Genomic DNA, 18,735 nt, shown 5'->3' with positions numbered 1-18,735 from the left:
GGAGACTGTCATGCGTAGTTGGAAACTGATTCTTTGCTTACTGCTAGCGGTAGTCGTCTTAGTCGGGTGCGGTAAGACCAAAGAGGAGAACTCGATGACCTCGGACGGAGCAACAAAGGCTGAAACGAAGATGGCCGTTCCGGAAAAAGGGATTCCGGTTCTTATGTACCACATGATTGGTGATATAGAGGATAACGATGCGGTATTAAAAGAATCACACCTGAGAGAGCAAATGAAGTTTCTCAAGGATAACGGATTCCACCCTTTGACATTGGATCAGCTTTACGAATATGTGATGTTTAATAAGCCTGTTCCGGAAAAGCCCGTAGTCATTACTTTTGATGACGGCTATGTCGATACGTACTCTATCGTAATGCCGCTTATGAAAGAATATGGCTTTGCCTGTACCGTCTTTATTCCCACCTATGATGCCGATCAGGGAACTCGCTTATCATGGAATCAGATTAAGGAGATGCAAGCGTCGGGTATGACCATTGCCGGGCACGGATATCACCACGAACGTTTGGCACAAATGAATGAAGACGTGCTCAATAGAGAAGTGGCTATGTGCCAGAAAGAGCTGAAGGAACAATTGGGGATCACGAATGAATACTATTGCTATCCTTACGGCTCTAACGACGAAGCATCGCAGAAAGCTATGAAGAAGAACGGTATCAAGTTGGCGTTTACCATGAATCCCGGTTGGGTGAAATACGGGGATAATCCGTATGCACTTAAGCGTATTTGGATCGGAAATGCTGTAGATATAGAAAACTTTAAGCAACGGGTTACTACCGAAGCATACGAAGACCGATAAAAGTGCAAGCTTTACGGGATTGGGGTATATATGAAGATAGCAAAAGAAATCGGTAAATTTTTGTTGGTGACATTACTCTTTTTTGCAGTGTCGTCACCCTTTGTCGTCCTTTTCGGACCCTTTGACAACATTAAACGCACTGTTGTAGGGGCAATTTTGAAAAGTCGCCATCCGCAATATATTACTTGGTTGTTTTCTCAGGAAGAAATAGACCGTATCTTAGGCGGAATCAGCACGGCGCCGAAACAGGAGTTATTCAAGTTTACGGCACGTACCGATTCTTCCTTAAAACTGAAGAATATCGATTCCAGCCGCTTTAAGGGGTTCTTATTGGAAATACCCGACCCGAAACGGGTGCAGATTGCGACGGCGGAAAATCTTGATGAAAAAGGTGAAACGACGAGCAGTATTGCTAAGCGCAACGGTGCCGTAGCGGCCATTAATGCGGGCGGCTTTTATGATGCAAACGGAACCGGTACGGGGCGCAGTCCGTACGGATTTATTATTCACGACGGGAAATTTATTTTAGGACAAAATGTGGCAGATGGCGAAGTTAATGAATTTGTCGGATTGACAGACGACGGAAACCTCATAGCCGGTAACTATAGCAAGGGTGAGCTGATTTCCATGGATGTGAAAGAAGGTATCTCCTTCGGTCCGGCCTTAATCGTTAACGGTGAACGCATGATTACCAGCGGTGACGGCGGTTGGGGTGTCGGTCCGCGTACGGCTATCGGACAAAAGAAAGACGGTACTGTTTTATTCCTCGTCATTGACGGGCGTCAGCCGTCTTACTCCATCGGAGCCACGTTGCGAGATGTACAAAATATTTTGTATGAAGAAGGCGCCTATATTGCGGCTAACTTGGACGGCGGTTCGAGTTCTACCTTATATATGAACGGTAATGTCGTCAACAAGCCGGCAGACCTTCTGGGTGAGCGCATGATTCCGACGGCGTTCATTGTGAAGTAGGAGTGGCGTATGAAATTAAAAAAAGTAGTACTTACCTTTGCAGCCGGTCTTGCCCTGCAAGCCGGCATATACTATTATTTGGATAACGTTCTTTTTGCGGCTACATCGGACTATCAGATTGACGGAACGAATAAGCAGGAAGCCATGGGATTCGGCGTCGAGCCGGACGGGCAGGCATACTATTCTTTTGATAAACGGTTTATGGCCACCGTCGTAGGTGATACGGTAACGATTTACCAAGCCGGTAAAAAAGGAGAGTCGCAAAAAATCAGTTTGCACGGTCGCAAACTGTCTTTCTTCGAATGGTTGCCCGATCGGGATTTGGCGATTTTCGCCACATATGGACGAGATGAGCGTACAGGAGAATACGGTGTATACTTGGCTCAGTACAATCCTTTAGCACCGGATCGTGAATTGGATACGGAAATTGAAAAAGCCCCGGAAGACAGTAAGATTGTCGATGTAGCGTATTCGGTGGCGACCAATGTCGTATACATGAAACTTCAAGTCGGTGAAAATAAGTTCCGTATTTATCGGACCGATGCCAATTATGATACGCGGAGAATTCCCGTACAAGCTGAAAATATCGGTCGCATTGCCGTCTTTTATGATAGCGATGTGTTCTTCTACGATAACTTGCGTACAGGCGTTGTCTATATGCTTGAAGGTGATACGGGAACGTGGCGAGAAATTTCACCTAACGGTCGGTTCCGTCTTGTGGGTATAGACGGGCAGGAAATTTACATTGCCGAGGTAAATAAGGACGGGAAGGTGACGGCAGCATACCGCGGTCGATTACGTCAAGGTTTTACGAAAATTGCAACCTATTCTACGCCTGAAGATTTTAATAAAATTACTTTGGACAGTATGCATGAAGCGTCTGATAAGGCCGATAACGCTAAATAAAGGAGGCGTATAGGCAGTGGCAAAGCATAAAATTCCTAAAAACCGTTCTCTTAATGAAATGTTTGCAGGCGTAAAAGAAGAGCTTACCTTTGAAACGGGAGGAGTCGAGGATGAACCTCAAGTCGGTTTGACCAATCTTCCCCAAGGGCGACAGCATAATTCATTGAGAAAAGAGTTTTTTACGAAGGAGTTGCAAGAACAGGTAGGAGCGCTTCTTCTGGATATAAAATTAGCCTACTACAAAGACGGCGTCGGCGAAGTGTCGTTGAAAGTTGTCAGAGACGGTAATAATGTCGTTATTAAGACGACACCGAAAAAGGTATAAATCAGTTAGGGGTCTTAATCATGGAAGTGTATAAAAAAATTGTCGTTCCTTATGACGGATCGACGCACTCTCAGTTAGCGTTAGAACATGCAGCCTTTTTGGCAAAATTATCGGGCGGAACCATTTCCGTTCTATATGTAGCATCATTAACATCGGCAGCTACCCGTATCAGCGGTTTTTTCGGCAATTATGATGCCGGCGCCGTAGCTGATCGAGTTCGTGAAAAAGGCGAAGAAATTTTGCATAAAGCCAAGGCAACTATTCCTGCGGAAATTGCGACGGAAGAACTTTTTGAAGTAGGCTCTCCGGGTGCCGTCATTACGGATGTTGCTGAAAGGGTAGGCGCGAATCTCATTGTCATGGGCTCACGCGGTCTGGGAACCTTTGCCGGTGTAGCTTTAGGTTCGGTCAGCACGTATGTACTGGAACATACGAAGATTCCGGTCATTGTTGTAAAATAAGTTTATTACGCTTCCGGTCGGCGGCATAACCCGTAAACCGGAAGTTTTTTTATTCAGGGGGGATTTTAGTATGAGAAGTGATATTGTAAAAAAAGGCAGTACCAGAGCTGCACATCGGGCTCTTTTCCATGCCATGGGATATACGGATGAAGATTTGCAAAAACCGTTAATCGGTGTTGTAAATGCATTTAATGAAATTATTCCCGGCCACATTCATTTGCGTCAAATTGCGGAAGCGGTAAAACTCGGAATTGCCGCAGTCGGCGGCACGCCTATTGAATTTCCGGCTATCGGTATCTGTGACGGCATTGCAATGGGTCACGGGGGTATGCGATATCCGTTGGCCAGTCGTGAACTTATTTGTGATTCCATTGAGGCCGTTACAAACGGTCATGCTTTTGACGGTTTGGTCATGATCCCGAACTGTGATAAGATAGTGCCCGGCATGTTGATGGCAGCCGGTCGTGTTAATATTCCGACCGTAGTGGTCAGTGGCGGTCCTATGTTGGCAGGTCGTTATGAAGGACAGGATATCAGTGTCAGCACAGTGTTTGAAGCGGCCGGTAAATTCGAATCCGGACAGATTACGAAAGAGGAACTTCACCATATGGAAAATTCGGCCTGTCCCGGCTGCGGTTCTTGCTCGGGTCTTTTTACTGCCAATACGATGAATTGTATGACCGAAGTATTAGGTTTGGGATTGCCCGGAAACGGTACTGTCCCTGCCGCTTATTTCGGGGCTCGGCGTATGTTGGCCAAACAGGCCGGTTCGGTTATTTTGGATATGGTTAAAAAAGATATTAAACCTCGCGATATTATGACCCGCGAAGCGTTTGAAAATGCTATTGCCGTTGATATGGCTATCGGCGGTTCGACCAATACGGTTTTACATTTACCGGCTATCGCACACGAAGCCGGTGTAGAATTGCCGCTGTCTTTGTTTGATGAAATCAGCAAAAAAGCGGCTTATATTACAAAGCTCAGTCCCGGGGGTACGTATCATATGCAGGATTTGGGGGAGGCCGGCGGCATTTCGGCGGTCATGAAGGAGTTGACAAAGTTAGACCTGATTCATACCGATGCCGTAACCGTAACGGGCACGGTAGGAGAACGCATTGCCGGTGCTAAGATTACGAGGCCGGAAGTTATTCATACCGTAGAAAATGCTTATATGAATAAGGGCGGGATTGCTATACTGACGGGAAATTTGGCTCCTGACGGATCTGTCGTTAAGGAAAGCGCCGTCGATCCGGAACTTTCCGTGTATGTAGGTACGGCTAAATGCTATGACTCGGAAGAAGCGGCTATTGAAGCTATTATCGGCGGAGAAATTAAAGAAGGTCATGTCGTTGTTATTCGTTATGAAGGCCCGAAGGGTGGACCCGGTATGCGTGAAATGCTCAATCCTACAGCGGTTATTACAGGCATGGGATTGAAGGTAGCTCTTTTGACGGACGGACGTTTCAGCGGTGCCAGTCGCGGTGCCTGCATCGGTCATATTTCGCCGGAAGCAATGGAAGGCGGCCCTATTGCACTCATTAAAGACGGCGATAAAATCAGTATTAATATTCCTGAACGAAAACTTGACTTATGCGTGCCTGATGAAGAGTTGGCGGCTCGTAAAGCGGTGTGGAAACAGCCTGAACCGAAGGTAAAGACCGGATACCTTTCTCGTTATGCACGCCTTGTAACATCGGCTAATACGGGTGCGGTTATGAAATAAGGCAGGCCGCTTTATATAATAATAAAACCTCTCACGACAAATTATTTTGTCATGGGAGGTTTTTTATTATAAAGCCCGTTATTCCTCATTATGCTTGTTTTTTTACAACATAACGTAGCCCACTTGGGGATTGTCACGGGTCTGTGTCTGGCTGAGGCGGCGACGACACATTTGCCGCTGTTTTTGTCCGGATTTCTCCTTCTCACGGCTGTTGCTGCATCGATAGCAACGGCATTAGCTGAAATCTTGGGCGGTGCTTTAGCTATTTCAATGTTGACTGGTATGCCTGTTATTCCGGCGGCACTGTTTTTTTCGACCCGTTCGGATGTTACGGAAATTGCACAGGCGCAGATTATGTTGGAGCCCATGTTGGGGAAGGGAGCGGCACTATTGTTTGCCGTAGCGCTTTTTTTGCCGGAATTGCGTCTACTATGACGGCCGGCATGGCCGGCGGTACAATCTGTGCGGGAATCTTCGGGGAAGTGTATAATATTAAAGATTATCATTCGTGGCACGGTGTAGCCCTTACGTATGTTTTGGCTGTGGTCGTTATTTGCTTCATAACCGATCCTTTTAAAGGATTGGTATATTCTCAAATTGTTCTCTCCGTCCAATTACCTCTGACCGTCTTTACACAGATTTATTTGACGTCGTCACCTAAGGTTATGGGAGTCTACGCCAACACGAAGTTACAGCGGACTGGTTTGAGTCTAATTGCTCTTATTGTCACGATTTTAAATATATTCTTACTCATAGATGTGCTTTCCTGAGAAATATGCAAATCGCTTGCATTTGCAATTGCGCAACTATATAATTGTTCATATGTAAGAGGGGGAGATACACATGCTTGAATTAAAACATATTTATTTTGCATATGATATCGGATCGCCGTACGTGCTGAAGGATATTAATCTTCAAGTTCACGACGGCGATTATATTTCCGTTGTCGGTGAAAACGGATCCGGTAAAAGTACACTTATGAAAATTTTACTTGCTTTAGTGGAACCGACGAGCGGCACCGTAGAGAATTCGTTTTCGCGCATTTCGTATGTGCCGCAACGGTTTGAGGCATTAAACTCTCAGTTTCCCATTACAGTGGGTGAGGTTATGCATTATTACCGGAAAATTCTGAAGCTGAAAGATGCGAGCCTCGCTCAGAAATACTTGCATCAAGTAGGGATGGAGAAGTATACGAACCGATTAATAGGAAATTTGTCAGGGGGTCAGTGCCAAAAAGTATTTATTGCCAGGGCTCTTATGGCACAACCGGATTTGTTGATCTTAGACGAACCGTCAGTAGGTATTGACGTGCGTAGTCAAACGGAAATGTACGACTTGCTGCATCGATTGAATCAGGAAGGTATGACCATTATAACGGTAGAGCACAATTTGCGAGCCGCAGAACGAAATTCCAAATACATGTTTCATATTACTGACGGAATGGGGCATTTATGTTCTCCTTGCGATTATGTAAAGGAATATGTTTCTGCCAATACGGGGAGTGAGTCTTATGTTTGAGTATGCATTTATGCAAAATGCCGCTGTCGTCGCCGTTCTTATTTCGTTGGTGTGTCCGCTTATCGGAATATTTCTTGTGTTGCGTCGATACTCCATGATTGGCGACGCATTATCACATGCGTCTTTAGCCGGCGTAGCCGTGGGCTTGGCCTTGCATGCCAATCCGATTATGAGTGCTTTTGTCATTACTTCCTGTTTCGGACTCCTTATTGAAGGATTGAGACGTCGCTTTAGTCGTTATTCCGAGTTGATTCTGGTCATTATATTGACTTTTTCCGTCGGAATAGCTATTACGATTATCAGCTCGGGCGCTGTACGAGCTAATGTTGAGGTTTTTTTATTCGGCAGTATTCTTACGGTTACGAATGAAGATGTCATATCCGTTGTCATCCTAAGTGTCGTAACGTTTCTGACTGTTTGGCTTCTCTTTCCGCAATTAGTCATGCTTACCTTTGATGAAGATGCGGCTAAGATTGCCGGTGTAAAAACACGACTGATTAATTATGTCTTTTCAGTGCTCGTTGCAGCAACCGTATCCGTATCTATTCGAATTGTAGGTATTTTGGTTATCAGTTCTTTAATTGCATTGCCTGTAGCAACGGCATTACAGTTGCAGCAGGGATTTAAGAAGACACTTCTTTGGGCTGTTGTTTTCAGCTTGTTCGATGTTATTGTAGGTCTGGGACTTTCTTATGAAGTCGGCACGGCACCGGGCGGTTTGACGGCCGTTATATCCGTATTGGTTTTGCTTGCCGTAATGGCGTGGAGACAAGGTCGAATGATTGCAAAGAAACGAGATGAAGGAGGTCGGGGCTGATGATTGACGGTCAGGACTATAAGCGGTTGCTTCATAGCCACAGAATGAAGAGTACAAAGCCGAGAAACGCGGTGCTTTCCGTTTTGGGAGAGAAAGATTGTGCTCTTACGGCAGAAGAAATCTATCGTGCATTGGTTCAAAAGGGAGACGGGGTAAACTTCTCGACAGTATATCGGGTTCTCGAGTTGTTTGCTGAAAAGAGACTGGTGACTAAAACCTTTTTTTCCGACTCGAGAAGTTACGGCTTTTCTTTAAAAACTGCGGAGCATATGCATCACCTTATTTGTATGAAGTGCCATAAGAGGATCGATATCTCACATTGTCCTCTGGGTGATTTTGAATGTCGGGTTGCAGCCGAAACGGGGTTTGATATTCGGGGCCATAATCTTGAACTCTTCGGCTATTGTAGCGAGTGTCGGCCTCAAGGGGAGAATACGTAACCGACATGAGTGCTTATACAGAAGAACAAAAGAAAACTCTTGAAGAGTATATAAAAAATAATGTAGAGGCGGGCTTGGAGTTGTCTTGGTATTTTGCACCGGTAGGTGAAGCGGGGTGCGGTGGGAAAGAAGACGTTCTTATGCCGGCGGCCAGTTTAATAAAAATTGCCGTCATGATAGAGGCTTTTCGTCGAAAGAAAGAAGGAACCCTTGATTTCTCAGAATGCTTGACGGTAAATGATGTCGTAGAAGGCGGTTCCTTTTATATCAAGAGAAGAGACGACTCAGTGCCGATATATGAATTGATTTTTCACATGATTACGGAAAGTGACAATACATGTACGAATATGTTGATTCGTAGTTTGGGAGTTGAACGAATTAATGAAACCGTTCGGTCTTTCGGACTTGTGAAGACAAAATTACGTCGCCACATGATGGACTTTGAAGCGGCTCGGCGCGGAGAAGAGAATACGACGACAATGAGGGAAACATCGGAACTTCTATCTTTGTTGGCACAGGGGCGGTGTGTAGGCCCCACAGAGGATCGGGCCATGATCGAAATACTAGCTGCCCAGGAAGATAATTGTTTATTGCCGGCCCAACTGCCGCATAATTTAACGGTTGCCCATAAGACGGGGCAATTAGAGGGCCTTTTTCATGATTGCGGCATTATTTACGGAAGGAAAAAGCCGCTGATTTGTGCCATAGGAGCCCGAAATGTTACGGCGGAAAGCCGTACTGTTTGGGAATTGGCGTATTTTGTACGCTATGCGTATGACGTATTGACTGCCGGAACTTGAGTCTACTTCATTATGATATAATAAAAGACAGTAAGCATTCGGAAAATCTTATAAAGAAGGAAGGCGTACGGGATGAGCGATAATGACAAGGTAACCTTGCCGACAGAGGCATCTGACGTAACGCAAGGAGACGGACCTGTATTGGAAGAACGGTATATACAGCCGTTAGCGGATATTTATAAAGTGTTAGGCGATCCGACGCGTTTGCGCATTTTACATGTGCTTTTACATAACGAAGTATGTGTATATGATATTTCGCGTAAAATCGATATGGGGCAATCAGCAGTGTCACATCAATTACGCATTTTAAGAAACGCCCGGTTGGTACAGTTCAGACGAGCCGGCAAGGAGGTATACTACTCCTTGGCTGACCGTCATGTCTACACCCTACTGGAAGTAGGGCTGGAACATGTTTCCGAATAGACGAGAAAGGAGAACTCGGTGTATATTTGGCTAATGAGGCACGGCAGAGCGCCTCTGACAGACGGGGAAGATGCTAAACGTCAATTATCTCCACGGGGATTAGCCGATGTATCTAAGACGGCCGGGACTATGGCGACATATGTTCGTACCGGTCAAACTGTTGTCTATTGCAGTCCGACGGTAAGAACAGCGGAGACGGCTGATATCGTCTGCTCTGCTTTCGGTATAGATAGAGCCGTGCCGTCCGTGTATCTGGAAAACGGCGATTTGGGAGCCCTGTATCGCTATATACTGATTAATAACAGAAACTCTACGGTAATCTTGGTGGGACATACGCCGTATTTAGAGGCGTGGTTACGACTGTGGACAGGGACATCTCTCGAGTTTTCCCGAGCGGCAGCCGCATTGATAGATTGCGACCTTGATGAGGGGGCTGTAGGGCAGGGAAAAATACTGGCCTATTTGAATCCCTCTGCATTACCTGGATAATTAAATTGAGAGGGTGAGGTTTATGATGAAACATGTTTTGTCTATTGCCGGCACGGATCCGTCCGGCGGTGCGGGGGCTGCAGCGGACAGCAAGACATTCGGAGCACACGGGTGCTATGCCATGAATGTCATTACGGCCGTTGTTTCGCAGAATACTTGCGGTGTCCGTGATTATATGGACGTAACGCCTGAATTAATTGCTTCGCAAATAGATGCCGTATTTGAAGATATTTCTGTGGATGCCGTGAAAATCGGTATGGTCAGTGTGCCTGAGACTATTCGTATTATTGCGAGCAAATTGGATCAGTACAAACCGCCGGTAACGGTTATCGATCCGGTCATGGTTGCAACCAGCGGACATCGTCTGTTGGCCACTGAAGCGGAAGAAACATTAAAAACAGTATTGTTACCTAAAGCTTCTATAGTGACGCCCAATATTCCCGAAGCGGAAGTATTGGCCGGCATGAAAATAGAATCTTTTACCGATATGGAAGAAAGCGCAAGGCGTATTGCCGCGCTCGGGCCTCAAGCCGTATTGGTTAAGGGCGGTCATCGTGTCGGTGACGCAACGGATATTTTGTATGCCAATCAGGAGTTCACTTACTTTAAGGGCGAACATCTTGACAGCACGAGTACGCATGGAACGGGGTGCTCACTGTCCAGTGCTATTGCAGCCGATTTGGCCAACGGCCTGTCTTTAATTGACGCGGTGAGAGAGGCTAAACGCTTTGTTTTTGAGGGCATTGCACATGCGCAACCGATTGGTAAGGGGCATGGTCCCATTCATCATTTTTACGGCTTATATAAAAAAGCGGGTATGGAATAAAAGGAGACGATTATGAATATTGTACGATCTGTTAAACGAATTTGCGCAGGGGCTCTTGTTGTCTGTGTTGTAGCCGGTGTTGCTGCGGCCCAGACACCGCAAGAGGAATATGTATCGGCCCTGACCAATATGGCAGCCCATCCTGAGGGCATGTATACACTGCACCTGGATACGACCATTCCGTTTCTGATGAATGCCAGGGCAAATCAGACTCTTAGTATACAGACCCGTCCTTTTGCCGTAAAAGGACATACGGATGTACAATCGCAAGGTGTGCAACCGGTAGCGATGCGTGCGGATGTATATGCCCGACAGGAAGGCGATGCTGTAGATGTCTATCATCGTGAAAATGAGGGCGAATGGATACGGGATTCGGTAAAATTAAATGATTCCGTACCCATAGAAAATAAGATGACAGCAACCCCGAAAATCGACACGACTTATTTCCAAGGTGTGAGAAAGACAGGTGCCGACACGTATGTCCTGACGGTCGATCCCTCCAAACTGAATATAGATGCTATTTTGGTGCGATTGAACTCCGTGCCGACGGCTAAGGCGTATAATTCGCAAGAATTAAAAACGATTACAGGAGTATTACAGGCTTTAAAAGAAAGCGGACCCATCGATATTACGACATACATTGATAAGAGCTCGAATAAAATCAGACATGCCGAAGTGCCCTTGACGGGGCAGTTGCGTAGCTTGATGAAATACGGGGTTATGTCTGTCGATGTGCTGACCCCGGCAGAACGCCTCATTGCGGATCAGGTGACGGATTACAGCTCCGTAATCTTGACCGTAGATTATGCACCCTTGCCGGATAATGTAGATTTACAGGTTCCCGACTATGTAAAGAAAAGTGCCGCTGACCGCTTTAAGGATGCAATAAAGACGGGGCAGTGCGAACCTTCTACAAGATAAAGGTATATAATAGGTTGCCGAAGGGAAAAGTGATGAAAAGACGGATTCGGATTTATGCCGAATCTGTCTTTTTTATGGCAAAAGATTTAAATATATTGACAGAAAGAGGAAAAAAGCGGAAAATATTAAGAAATGTAAACGGACGTGACTTGATAAAGCCTACCAAAGGCATTCAAATAAAGAACGTTTAGTTTAAAACTGAATAGGAGGTAAGAATTTTGGCTAAGAAGGAAAAGCTTATGGTTATCCCCTTGGGTGGTCTCGGGGAAATCGGTAAGAACATGACGGCCATTTGTTATGGTGATGACATCATTGTTCTGGACGCCGGGTTAGCCTTTCCTGACGATGATATGTTCGGCATCGACTTGGTTATTCCCGATATGAGTTATCTTATTGAGAATAAAGACAAGGTACGTGCCGTCGTCATTACACACGGTCACGAAGATCATATAGGCGGGTTGGCATACTTGCTGAATGAAGTGAATGTACCTGTGTACGCAACCAAGTTGGTTTGCGGTCTTGTAGAAGGAAAACTGAAAGAAAATCATATAGGAAATTATACGTTAAATGAAGTGCGCCACGGTGACGAGGTGCAGATCGGCTGTATGAAGGTCGGCTTTATTCATACCAATCATTCCATTCCCGATGCGAGTGCCTTGTATTTCAAGACCCCTGTAGGAACGATCGTACATACAGGTGACTTTAAAATCGACTTGACACCTGTTGACGGATTATTGATGGATATGCACAAGTTCGCCGAATTGGGGCGTCGAGGAGTATTACTTCTCATGTCGGACAGTACGAATGCATTGCGACCGGGCTATACGGAGTCGGAAAGAACGGTAGGAGAAGCCTTCCGCAAAGAGTTTAAGGATGCTGAAGGCCGAATTATATTGGCAACCTTTGCATCCAATATTTCCCGCATTCAGCAAGCTATCAATACGGCTGTTTTGTATAAGCGCAAGGTCCTTGTCTTGGGGCGTAGTATGGTAAATAATGTGGCGATCTCTCAGGAATTGGGATACTTGGACGTGCCGGAAGGTGTTCTAATAGAAGCCGATGAACTGAATCGGTATACGGCTGATCAGGTACTTATTTTGACAACGGGAAGCCAAGGGGAACCGATGGCCGGCTTGTCCAGAATGGCATCGAATAATCATCGCAGTGTCAGTATTATGCCCGGCGATACGGTTATTATTTCGGCAACGCCTATTCCCGGGAATGAAACGGGTGTAGGTCGAACGATTGATAACCTGATGCGCTTAGGAGCGAGGGTTGTTTTCGGCAGTAATAAACGTATCCACGTATCCGGACACGGCAGCCAGGAAGAACTTAAAATTATGCTCGGTCTTATTAAGCCGAAGTATTTTCTGCCGGTTCACGGTGAGTATAGAATGCTTAAAAAACACGGCGAATTGGCAGTGGAAATGGGTGTCGAGAAGGACCATGTTCTGCTCGGCGACAACGGGCAGATATTCGAGTTTACCAGTCGTTCCGGACAAAAGGGAGGTCGCGTTAACGCGGGCCGTGTCTTTGTTGACGGGTTAGGTGTCGGAGATGTGGGCAATATTGTCATTCGCGATCGCCAGCAGTTGGCTATGGAGGGTATGGTTATTGTCGTAATGACGTTAGCTAAAGGTTCCAGTCATGCCTTGGCCGGTCCCGATATCGTTTCGCGAGGATTCGTCTATGTGCGAGACTCGGAAGAATTAATGAATGAGGCTCACGATAAGGTGGCAGCCGTTTTGGAACGGTGTGAAGATGAAAATATTCGTGAGTGGTCTGTCATTAAGTCGCAAGTACGGGACACGTTAAGTCGGTATTTGTTTGAAAAAACTAGACGCCGTCCCATGATTTTACCGATTATTATGGAAGTTTAAATAAGATGATATAATAACAGCGGAGGTCGTATTTTGCCTCCGCTGTTGAATTATTATAAAAGCAAAGGAGGGACACCTATGGAGAAGTTACGCAATCTTTCCGTTCTTGCCAAACTTATAATTCTGTTGGTGCTTCTGGCAGATTTATCGCTTGTGGTTCCCGCCACATTCCCCGTTGCCTGCATGCTTTTCCCGTTGCCCCTTGGTATCGCATATAATGCATATGGACTGAGAAGGTGTTTAGCGGTCATTGCTGTTATGACGGTATTGGCCGGTATTTTGTCGACGCCCGGGGTAGCTTTGATGCTCTTGGCCTTCTGTGCCCCCTTCGGCATGTTAACGGGACTCTTTTTTAAAAACGCATGGTCATTAAAACGTCTGATTATCATTAGCGGCGTTTTCAGTTCCGTCTTGTTTTCGGCCTTTTTTACGGGTCTCTACGTAGCCTTTGATATTAATATTTTTGTGGTTGCCGGACAGGCTATGACGACGATTTTTGAACAGGCCTTACATAATGCGGCTGCGGCCGGGGTATCACAAGTAGATTTAATAAATGCACGGGCGAACGGCAAGGTTTTAACGGAAATTATGCCGTATATGATTCCTTCGGCCTTAATCACGCTATCTCTGATCTTTGTATATGTACAAGCTCAATTGAGTCGACTGATTATGGCTAAGGGCGGTTTGGATACAAGCCCGGTCCTGCCGCTGCGTTATTGGGAAATCGGTAGGCCTGTGTTATACTTATATGTGTTGGCTCAGGTTATGCAGTACTGGGGGACGACACGACATATATTCTGGCTGAATGCAGGCGGGATCAACTTGGATAACTTTACTTTTTTCCTTTTGTCCGTCAACGGTTTGGCTGTCATTTTTTTCTTTTTGGAACGACGTATTCATGTTACTGTATGGACACGGACCTTGGTTATTCTTGTTTATATTTTCATTCCCGTTCCCGTGCAGTACTTGACGTTTTTACTCGGTTTGGCGGATGCCCTGTTTCATTTCCGTCGTAAATATCGCATTAACTGATTGTAGGAGATCCTATGCTTAAGAAATTGTTTTCCGGTAAAGCCGAATTTGTTTATTTAACGGTGATACTGATTCTGTTGGCGTTGATTGCCGTATATAACTGGGTTATTGCCGCTTTGGCATGTATTTTGATTGCCGGCGTTTCTGTTTTGACACATAAAAGTGATACAGAACGGAACCGCGAAATTACGCGATATTTTGACGCTATTTCGCAAAGTGTCGATCAGGCGACGACGTATGCCGTTCAAAATTTGCCCATAGGCATTGCGATTGTCGACAAAGATTCAGCTTTGTGTTGGGCAAACAGTGTCCTTCTCGATTGGGTCGGGGCTTCCGTTCAGGAAAATGAACGGATTGACAAGGCTATGGAAAATCTGAATGTTGATCGGATTTGGGGGAAGACCGGATATTTTTATGAAACTATCAATGACCGCCAATATCGGGTTGTATATAAGGGTTTGTCTGATGAAATCAGCGATGGAAACGGGTATCTGATTTTGTATTTTGATGATGTGACGGAAACGGAACATCAGAAGACTCTCTTCATGAAGTCCATTCCCGTATTTGCAAGCATTGAAATCGACAATATGGAAGAAGTTGCAAAGGGAATGTCGGCAGTACAACAGGCAACGTTGTGGACTAACGTCAACAACTGTATTGTCAGTGAGTTGACGGAGCTGGGGTGTTATATACATTCGTATACTAACGGTAAATACTTTGCCTGCCTCAGTCGGTCAGCCTTAAATGTATTGACGGAAACCAATTTCTCTTTTCTTGATAAAATTCGTCGGATTCATACGGCAAATCGTATTCCCGTTACGCTCAGCATGGGGGTTGCGGCTATTCAAGAAGAGTTGCTGAATGAAGGCGATACGAATTTTGATGTTTTGGCTGAAAAGGCCAAAGCCGGACTTGATTTGGCACTCGGCCGAGGCGGCGATCAGGTCGTCGTTTATGAAAAAGACGGGACACCTCATTTTTACGGCGGTAAGAGTCAGTCCGTAGAAAAAGCGACGCGCGTTCGTGCACGTGTTGTGGCACAGGCTATGAGAGAATTGGTATACGGCTGTGATTCCGTATTTATTACAGGACATGTGCGGGAAGATTATGATTGCCTAGGTGCGGCTATCGGCGTAGCTCATATGGCACGTTTATCCGGCCGACCTGTATACATTATTCTCAGTGAACAATTGGATGCGGTGCACCCGCTTTTGGATCGACTGAAGGCAGACGAGCTGTATTCACTATTTATCACAGCGGATGAAGCGGCGCGTTTGTGTACGGATAAGTCTCTTCTTTTCATTGTTGATACACATCGCGGAGATATGGCGGCAGGCAGTAAATTACTTGATATTACGCCGAATCGGGTCGTCATTGATCACCATCGTCGGTGTGCAGACTTTATTAAACATCCGTTATTGACGTATATGGAAACATCCAGTTCATCGACGAGTGAACTTGTCACGGAATTGATTCAGTATTATCAAGACGAAGTGGAGCTGACCAGTTTGGAGGCAACGGCTCTGTATGCGGGAATTGTTGTGGATACGAAAAATTTTGCCGTCCAGACCGGGGTTCGAACCTTTGATGCAGCCGCATACTTACGTCGATGCGGGGCAGACCCCGAAATTGTGCGCAGTATTTTCAGCTCCGATTTTGCTACTGTACGGCTCAAATCAAGCCTCTTGGCAAAGGCAACCATTGAAGACGGCGTGGCTATGCTTGATTGCGGTGATTTAAAAGAAAATGCGACTATGTTGGCGGCCCAATTAGCCGATATGTTGATCAATCTTAATAATGTAAGAGCCAGCTTTACTTTTTACGAACTGGCCGAAAAAACTGTCGGTATTTCCGCCCGTTCAAAGGGCGAAGTTAACGTTCAACGTGTTATGGAAGTCTTGGGAGGCGGCGGTCACAGCAATGTAGCCGGTGCTCAGTTGAAGGGTCTTACGATTGAAGAGGCACAAGAAGTCGTTCGGAAGGCGCTGGAAGAAATTCCGGAAGAAAAGGAGTCTGAATAATATGAAGGTTATTTTATTGCAAGATGTAAAAAAGCTCGGTAAAAAAGGTGAAATCGTCGAAGTTTCAGACGGATACGGCCGGAATTATTTACTGGCTCGCAAATTGGCTGTTCCCGGTACATCGGAAAATCTGAATGATGCAAAACAGAAAAAGGCGGCGGCCGACCATAAGGCACAAGTAGCATCGGATGAAGCGCTGGTTTTGGCCAGTGAGTTGAAGAAAGTGGAACTGACGATTCCCGTGCGTATCGGTGAAGGAGGTAAAGTTTTCGGCGCCGTAACGGGGAAGGATATCAGTGATGCGGCGAAAAAACAATATGACCTTGATCTGGATAAGCGAAAAGTAGAAATCAAGGAACCCATTAAAGCTCTGGGGACGTTTGAAGTGACAATCCGGGTACATCCGACCATTACTTCGGTCATTAAGGTACATATTGTCGAAGGATAATTATATGAAAGAATTATTGGATAAACTGTTGCAGCGCCACAAATATTTGGAACCGACGGCGGAAGACGAACTTCGACGTCAGGTAAATGTACTGTATGGTGCTTTTACGGGACTTATGGGGCCGGAAAAAATGGTGCTTCGTGCCGGGAAATATTCGGCATTGGCCTATATCCACTCTGAAGATCCGCGCGAACGGCTGACAGGGTTGCAACGTCTTATATATGAAGATTCATCTTATGACAAAGTACCTACAGATGATGAGGTCGTAGACGTTTTGAACGATTTGGAAAATGTATTGGCTGAAATGCTGGCTCGTCAGGCTGTAGAAGAGCGTCTTGAAAAGAAGATTTCCAGACGGATGGATGAAAAGCAGCAGGAATATGTTCAGGAAATTAAGATGCAGCTTATACAAGAAGAGTTGCATGATGTGGAGACCCCGCAGACGAAGGAAAAGCTGGAACGGTTGGAATCTTTGGATAAGGTAAAACTGGCCGCATCGGTCATGGAAAAGGTACGTCCTCAGAAAATGGAGCGTATTGTCGGCCAGGAACGAGCTGTCGAAGCCATGCGCAGTAAGGTGGCTTCCGTGTATCCTCAACATATTCTCTTATACGGGCCGCCCGGAGTCGGTAAGACCACGGCTGCCCGCATTATTTTGGAAGAGGCGAAGAAACTTCCGTATACTCCGTTTTCGGTTGACGCTCCCTTCGTTGAAACGGACGGAACCACCTTGAGATGGGATGCCCGCGATATGACGAATCCCCTTATCGGCTCCGTTCATGATCCTATTTACCAGGGGGCACGTCGAGATTTGGCTGATACGGGCATACCTGAACCCAAACCGGGTTTGGTAACGGATGCCCACGGCGGTATTTTATTTATCGATGAAATAGGTGAAATGGATCCGCTCTTATTGAATAAGTTGTTGAAGGTATTGGAAGATAAGCGCGTAAAGTTCGATTCGGCTTACTATGATGCATCGGACCCGGCAGTACCGGCTTATATTCGCAAACTTTTTGCAGAGGGAGCTCCGGCAGACTTTATTTTAATCGGAGCGACGACTCGTAGTCCTCAGGAAATCAATCCTGCCATTCGCTCTCGCTGTGCGGAAGTGTACTTTGAGCCCTTGAACGGAACGGATATTCAGGCTATTGTTCGCAACGCGGCTCATGATTTATCAGTATCTTTGGAAGACGGCGTGGCTGAATATATTTCTGAATTTACAGTCGAAGGGCGTAAGGCTATTAATCTTTTGGCCGATATGTACGGGTATGCCGTTTATAAGCAGGGATCGGGAGAAAATACGGTTATTACCCTTGAAGACGCCAAGCATGTGGTAAGAATCGGTCACTTTATCCCGTATGCAGCGGAAAAAGCGTCATCCCTTCCGGTAGCGGGAAAGGTCTTCGGGCTCGGTGTTTCCGGGTATTTAGGTTCGGTCATAGAAATCGAGGCGGTGGCATTTCCGGCCCGTGAAGCGGGGAAAGGGTATTTTCGTTTTAACGATACGGCCGGCTCTATGGCAAAGGACTCACTATTTAATGCGGCGGCTGTCGTTAGGGCTGTAACGGGAAAGGAAATCTCCGACTTCGACATAAATGTCAACTTTGTCGGCGGCGGCCAAATTGACGGCCCGTCGGCGGGAACGGCCGTTACGGTTGCTCTCATTTCCGCACTTACAGGGAAAAAGGTTCGTCAAGACGCGGCTGTTACGGGCGAAATATCCGTGAGCGGACAGGTCCGTGCTGTAGGCGGTATTTTCGAGAAAGCTTACGGGGCATCTCGAGCCGGAATGAAAGACATGATTATTCCTGTCGAAAACAAGGATGAAATTACGAAACATCACTTAAATCTAAATATTCATGCCGTTACGACAATTCAGGAGGTCATGAGTCTCCTCTTTGTCGAATAGGAGA

At 46.0% G+C, this 18,735-nt stretch carries 21 protein-coding genes; all 21 read left to right on the top strand.

The window, feature by feature from the left end; translation table 11 throughout:
- Positions 1-10 precede the first annotated feature (10 nt).
- The 21 genes from HMPREF9429_RS02310 (at position 11) to lonC (ending at position 18,731) form a co-directional block, all read left to right on the top strand.
- Positions 11-817, top strand: a complete 807-nt coding sequence (locus tag HMPREF9429_RS02310) for a polysaccharide deacetylase family protein (RefSeq protein ID WP_006941318.1) — start codon at positions 11-13, stop codon at positions 815-817.
- 30 nt (positions 818-847) lie between these two features.
- On the top strand, positions 848-1,789 hold the full coding sequence (locus HMPREF9429_RS02305; protein ID WP_006941317.1) for a phosphodiester glycosidase family protein: 942 nt from the start codon (positions 848-850) through the stop codon (positions 1,787-1,789).
- Positions 1,790-1,798: 9 nt separating this feature from the next.
- Positions 1,799-2,695 carry a hypothetical protein gene (locus HMPREF9429_RS02300; RefSeq protein ID WP_006941315.1) on the top strand — a complete coding sequence of 299 codons (897 nt, stop codon included), beginning with the start codon at positions 1,799-1,801 and terminating at the stop codon, positions 2,693-2,695.
- Positions 2,696-2,711: 16 nt separating this feature from the next.
- A complete protein-coding gene (locus tag HMPREF9429_RS02295) occupies positions 2,712-3,020 on the top strand; it encodes a hypothetical protein (protein WP_006941313.1) in 309 nt (102 codons plus the stop codon).
- A gap of 20 nt (positions 3,021-3,040) precedes the next feature.
- Positions 3,041-3,481: a universal stress protein gene (locus HMPREF9429_RS02290; RefSeq protein ID WP_006941311.1), complete on the top strand. Its 441-nt coding sequence runs from the start codon at positions 3,041-3,043 to the stop codon at positions 3,479-3,481.
- 70 nt (positions 3,482-3,551) lie between these two features.
- Positions 3,552-5,204, top strand: coding sequence for a dihydroxy-acid dehydratase (gene ilvD / locus HMPREF9429_RS02285; RefSeq protein ID WP_006941308.1), 1,653 nt, complete (start codon positions 3,552-3,554; stop codon positions 5,202-5,204).
- Between the two features lie 90 nt (positions 5,205-5,294).
- Positions 5,295-5,639 (top strand): divalent metal cation transporter, encoded by a 345-nt coding sequence (locus HMPREF9429_RS09220; protein WP_006941307.1) that lies wholly within the window; start codon positions 5,295-5,297, stop codon positions 5,637-5,639.
- On the top strand, positions 5,594-5,974 hold the full coding sequence (locus HMPREF9429_RS09215; RefSeq protein ID WP_198005673.1) for a divalent metal cation transporter: 381 nt from the start codon (positions 5,594-5,596) through the stop codon (positions 5,972-5,974). Before HMPREF9429_RS09220 ends, HMPREF9429_RS09215 begins: the two co-directional genes overlap by 46 nt.
- A gap of 73 nt (positions 5,975-6,047) precedes the next feature.
- Positions 6,048-6,722 (top strand): metal ABC transporter ATP-binding protein, encoded by a 675-nt coding sequence (locus tag HMPREF9429_RS02275; protein WP_006941305.1) that lies wholly within the window; start codon positions 6,048-6,050, stop codon positions 6,720-6,722.
- Entirely contained in the window at positions 6,715-7,539 is an 825-nt protein-coding gene (locus HMPREF9429_RS02270; protein WP_006941303.1) for a metal ABC transporter permease, read from the top strand. The genes HMPREF9429_RS02275 and HMPREF9429_RS02270 overlap by 8 nt, the downstream gene beginning before the upstream one ends.
- Positions 7,539-7,979, top strand: coding sequence for a Fur family transcriptional regulator (locus HMPREF9429_RS02265; RefSeq protein ID WP_006941301.1), 441 nt, complete (start codon positions 7,539-7,541; stop codon positions 7,977-7,979). The genes HMPREF9429_RS02270 and HMPREF9429_RS02265 overlap by 1 nt, the downstream gene beginning before the upstream one ends.
- A 5-nt stretch (positions 7,980-7,984) precedes the next feature.
- On the top strand, positions 7,985-8,779 hold the full coding sequence (locus HMPREF9429_RS02260; protein WP_006941299.1) for a serine hydrolase: 795 nt from the start codon (positions 7,985-7,987) through the stop codon (positions 8,777-8,779).
- 72 nt (positions 8,780-8,851) lie between these two features.
- Positions 8,852-9,202 carry an ArsR/SmtB family transcription factor gene (locus HMPREF9429_RS02255; RefSeq protein WP_006941298.1) on the top strand — a complete coding sequence of 117 codons (351 nt, stop codon included), beginning with the start codon at positions 8,852-8,854 and terminating at the stop codon, positions 9,200-9,202.
- An 18-nt stretch (positions 9,203-9,220) separates the two neighbouring features.
- Positions 9,221-9,691 carry a SixA phosphatase family protein gene (locus tag HMPREF9429_RS02250; protein ID WP_040773392.1) on the top strand — a complete coding sequence of 157 codons (471 nt, stop codon included), beginning with the start codon at positions 9,221-9,223 and terminating at the stop codon, positions 9,689-9,691.
- 22 nt (positions 9,692-9,713) lie between these two features.
- Positions 9,714-10,517, top strand: coding sequence for a bifunctional hydroxymethylpyrimidine kinase/phosphomethylpyrimidine kinase (gene thiD / locus HMPREF9429_RS02245; RefSeq protein WP_006941296.1), 804 nt, complete (start codon positions 9,714-9,716; stop codon positions 10,515-10,517).
- Between the two features lie 12 nt (positions 10,518-10,529).
- Positions 10,530-11,438, top strand: a complete 909-nt coding sequence (locus tag HMPREF9429_RS02240; RefSeq protein WP_006941295.1) for a hypothetical protein — start codon at positions 10,530-10,532, stop codon at positions 11,436-11,438.
- A gap of 218 nt (positions 11,439-11,656) precedes the next feature.
- Entirely contained in the window at positions 11,657-13,318 is a 1,662-nt protein-coding gene (locus tag HMPREF9429_RS02235; protein ID WP_006941293.1) for a ribonuclease J, read from the top strand.
- Between the two features lie 78 nt (positions 13,319-13,396).
- Entirely contained in the window at positions 13,397-14,350 is a 954-nt protein-coding gene (locus HMPREF9429_RS02230; protein ID WP_006941292.1) for a DUF2232 domain-containing protein, read from the top strand.
- A 14-nt stretch (positions 14,351-14,364) separates the two neighbouring features.
- Positions 14,365-16,371: a DHH family phosphoesterase gene (locus HMPREF9429_RS02225; protein WP_006941290.1), complete on the top strand. Its 2,007-nt coding sequence runs from the start codon at positions 14,365-14,367 to the stop codon at positions 16,369-16,371.
- Position 16,372: 1 nt separating this feature from the next.
- Positions 16,373-16,819, top strand: coding sequence for a 50S ribosomal protein L9 (gene rplI / locus HMPREF9429_RS02220; protein ID WP_006941288.1), 447 nt, complete (start codon positions 16,373-16,375; stop codon positions 16,817-16,819).
- 4 nt (positions 16,820-16,823) lie between these two features.
- Positions 16,824-18,731 (top strand): Lon family ATP-dependent protease, encoded by a 1,908-nt coding sequence (gene lonC / locus HMPREF9429_RS02215; RefSeq protein WP_006941287.1) that lies wholly within the window; start codon positions 16,824-16,826, stop codon positions 18,729-18,731.
- The last annotated feature ends 4 nt before the right edge of the window (positions 18,732-18,735 follow it).

Origin of the sequence: Megasphaera micronuciformis F0359 (genome assembly GCF_000165735.1) — a bacterium.
Classification (GTDB): domain Bacteria; phylum Bacillota; class Negativicutes; order Veillonellales; family Megasphaeraceae; genus Megasphaera; species Megasphaera micronuciformis.
The sequence above is the reverse complement of the archived record's forward strand: the minus strand, read 5'-3'. Positions and strand labels throughout refer to the sequence as shown.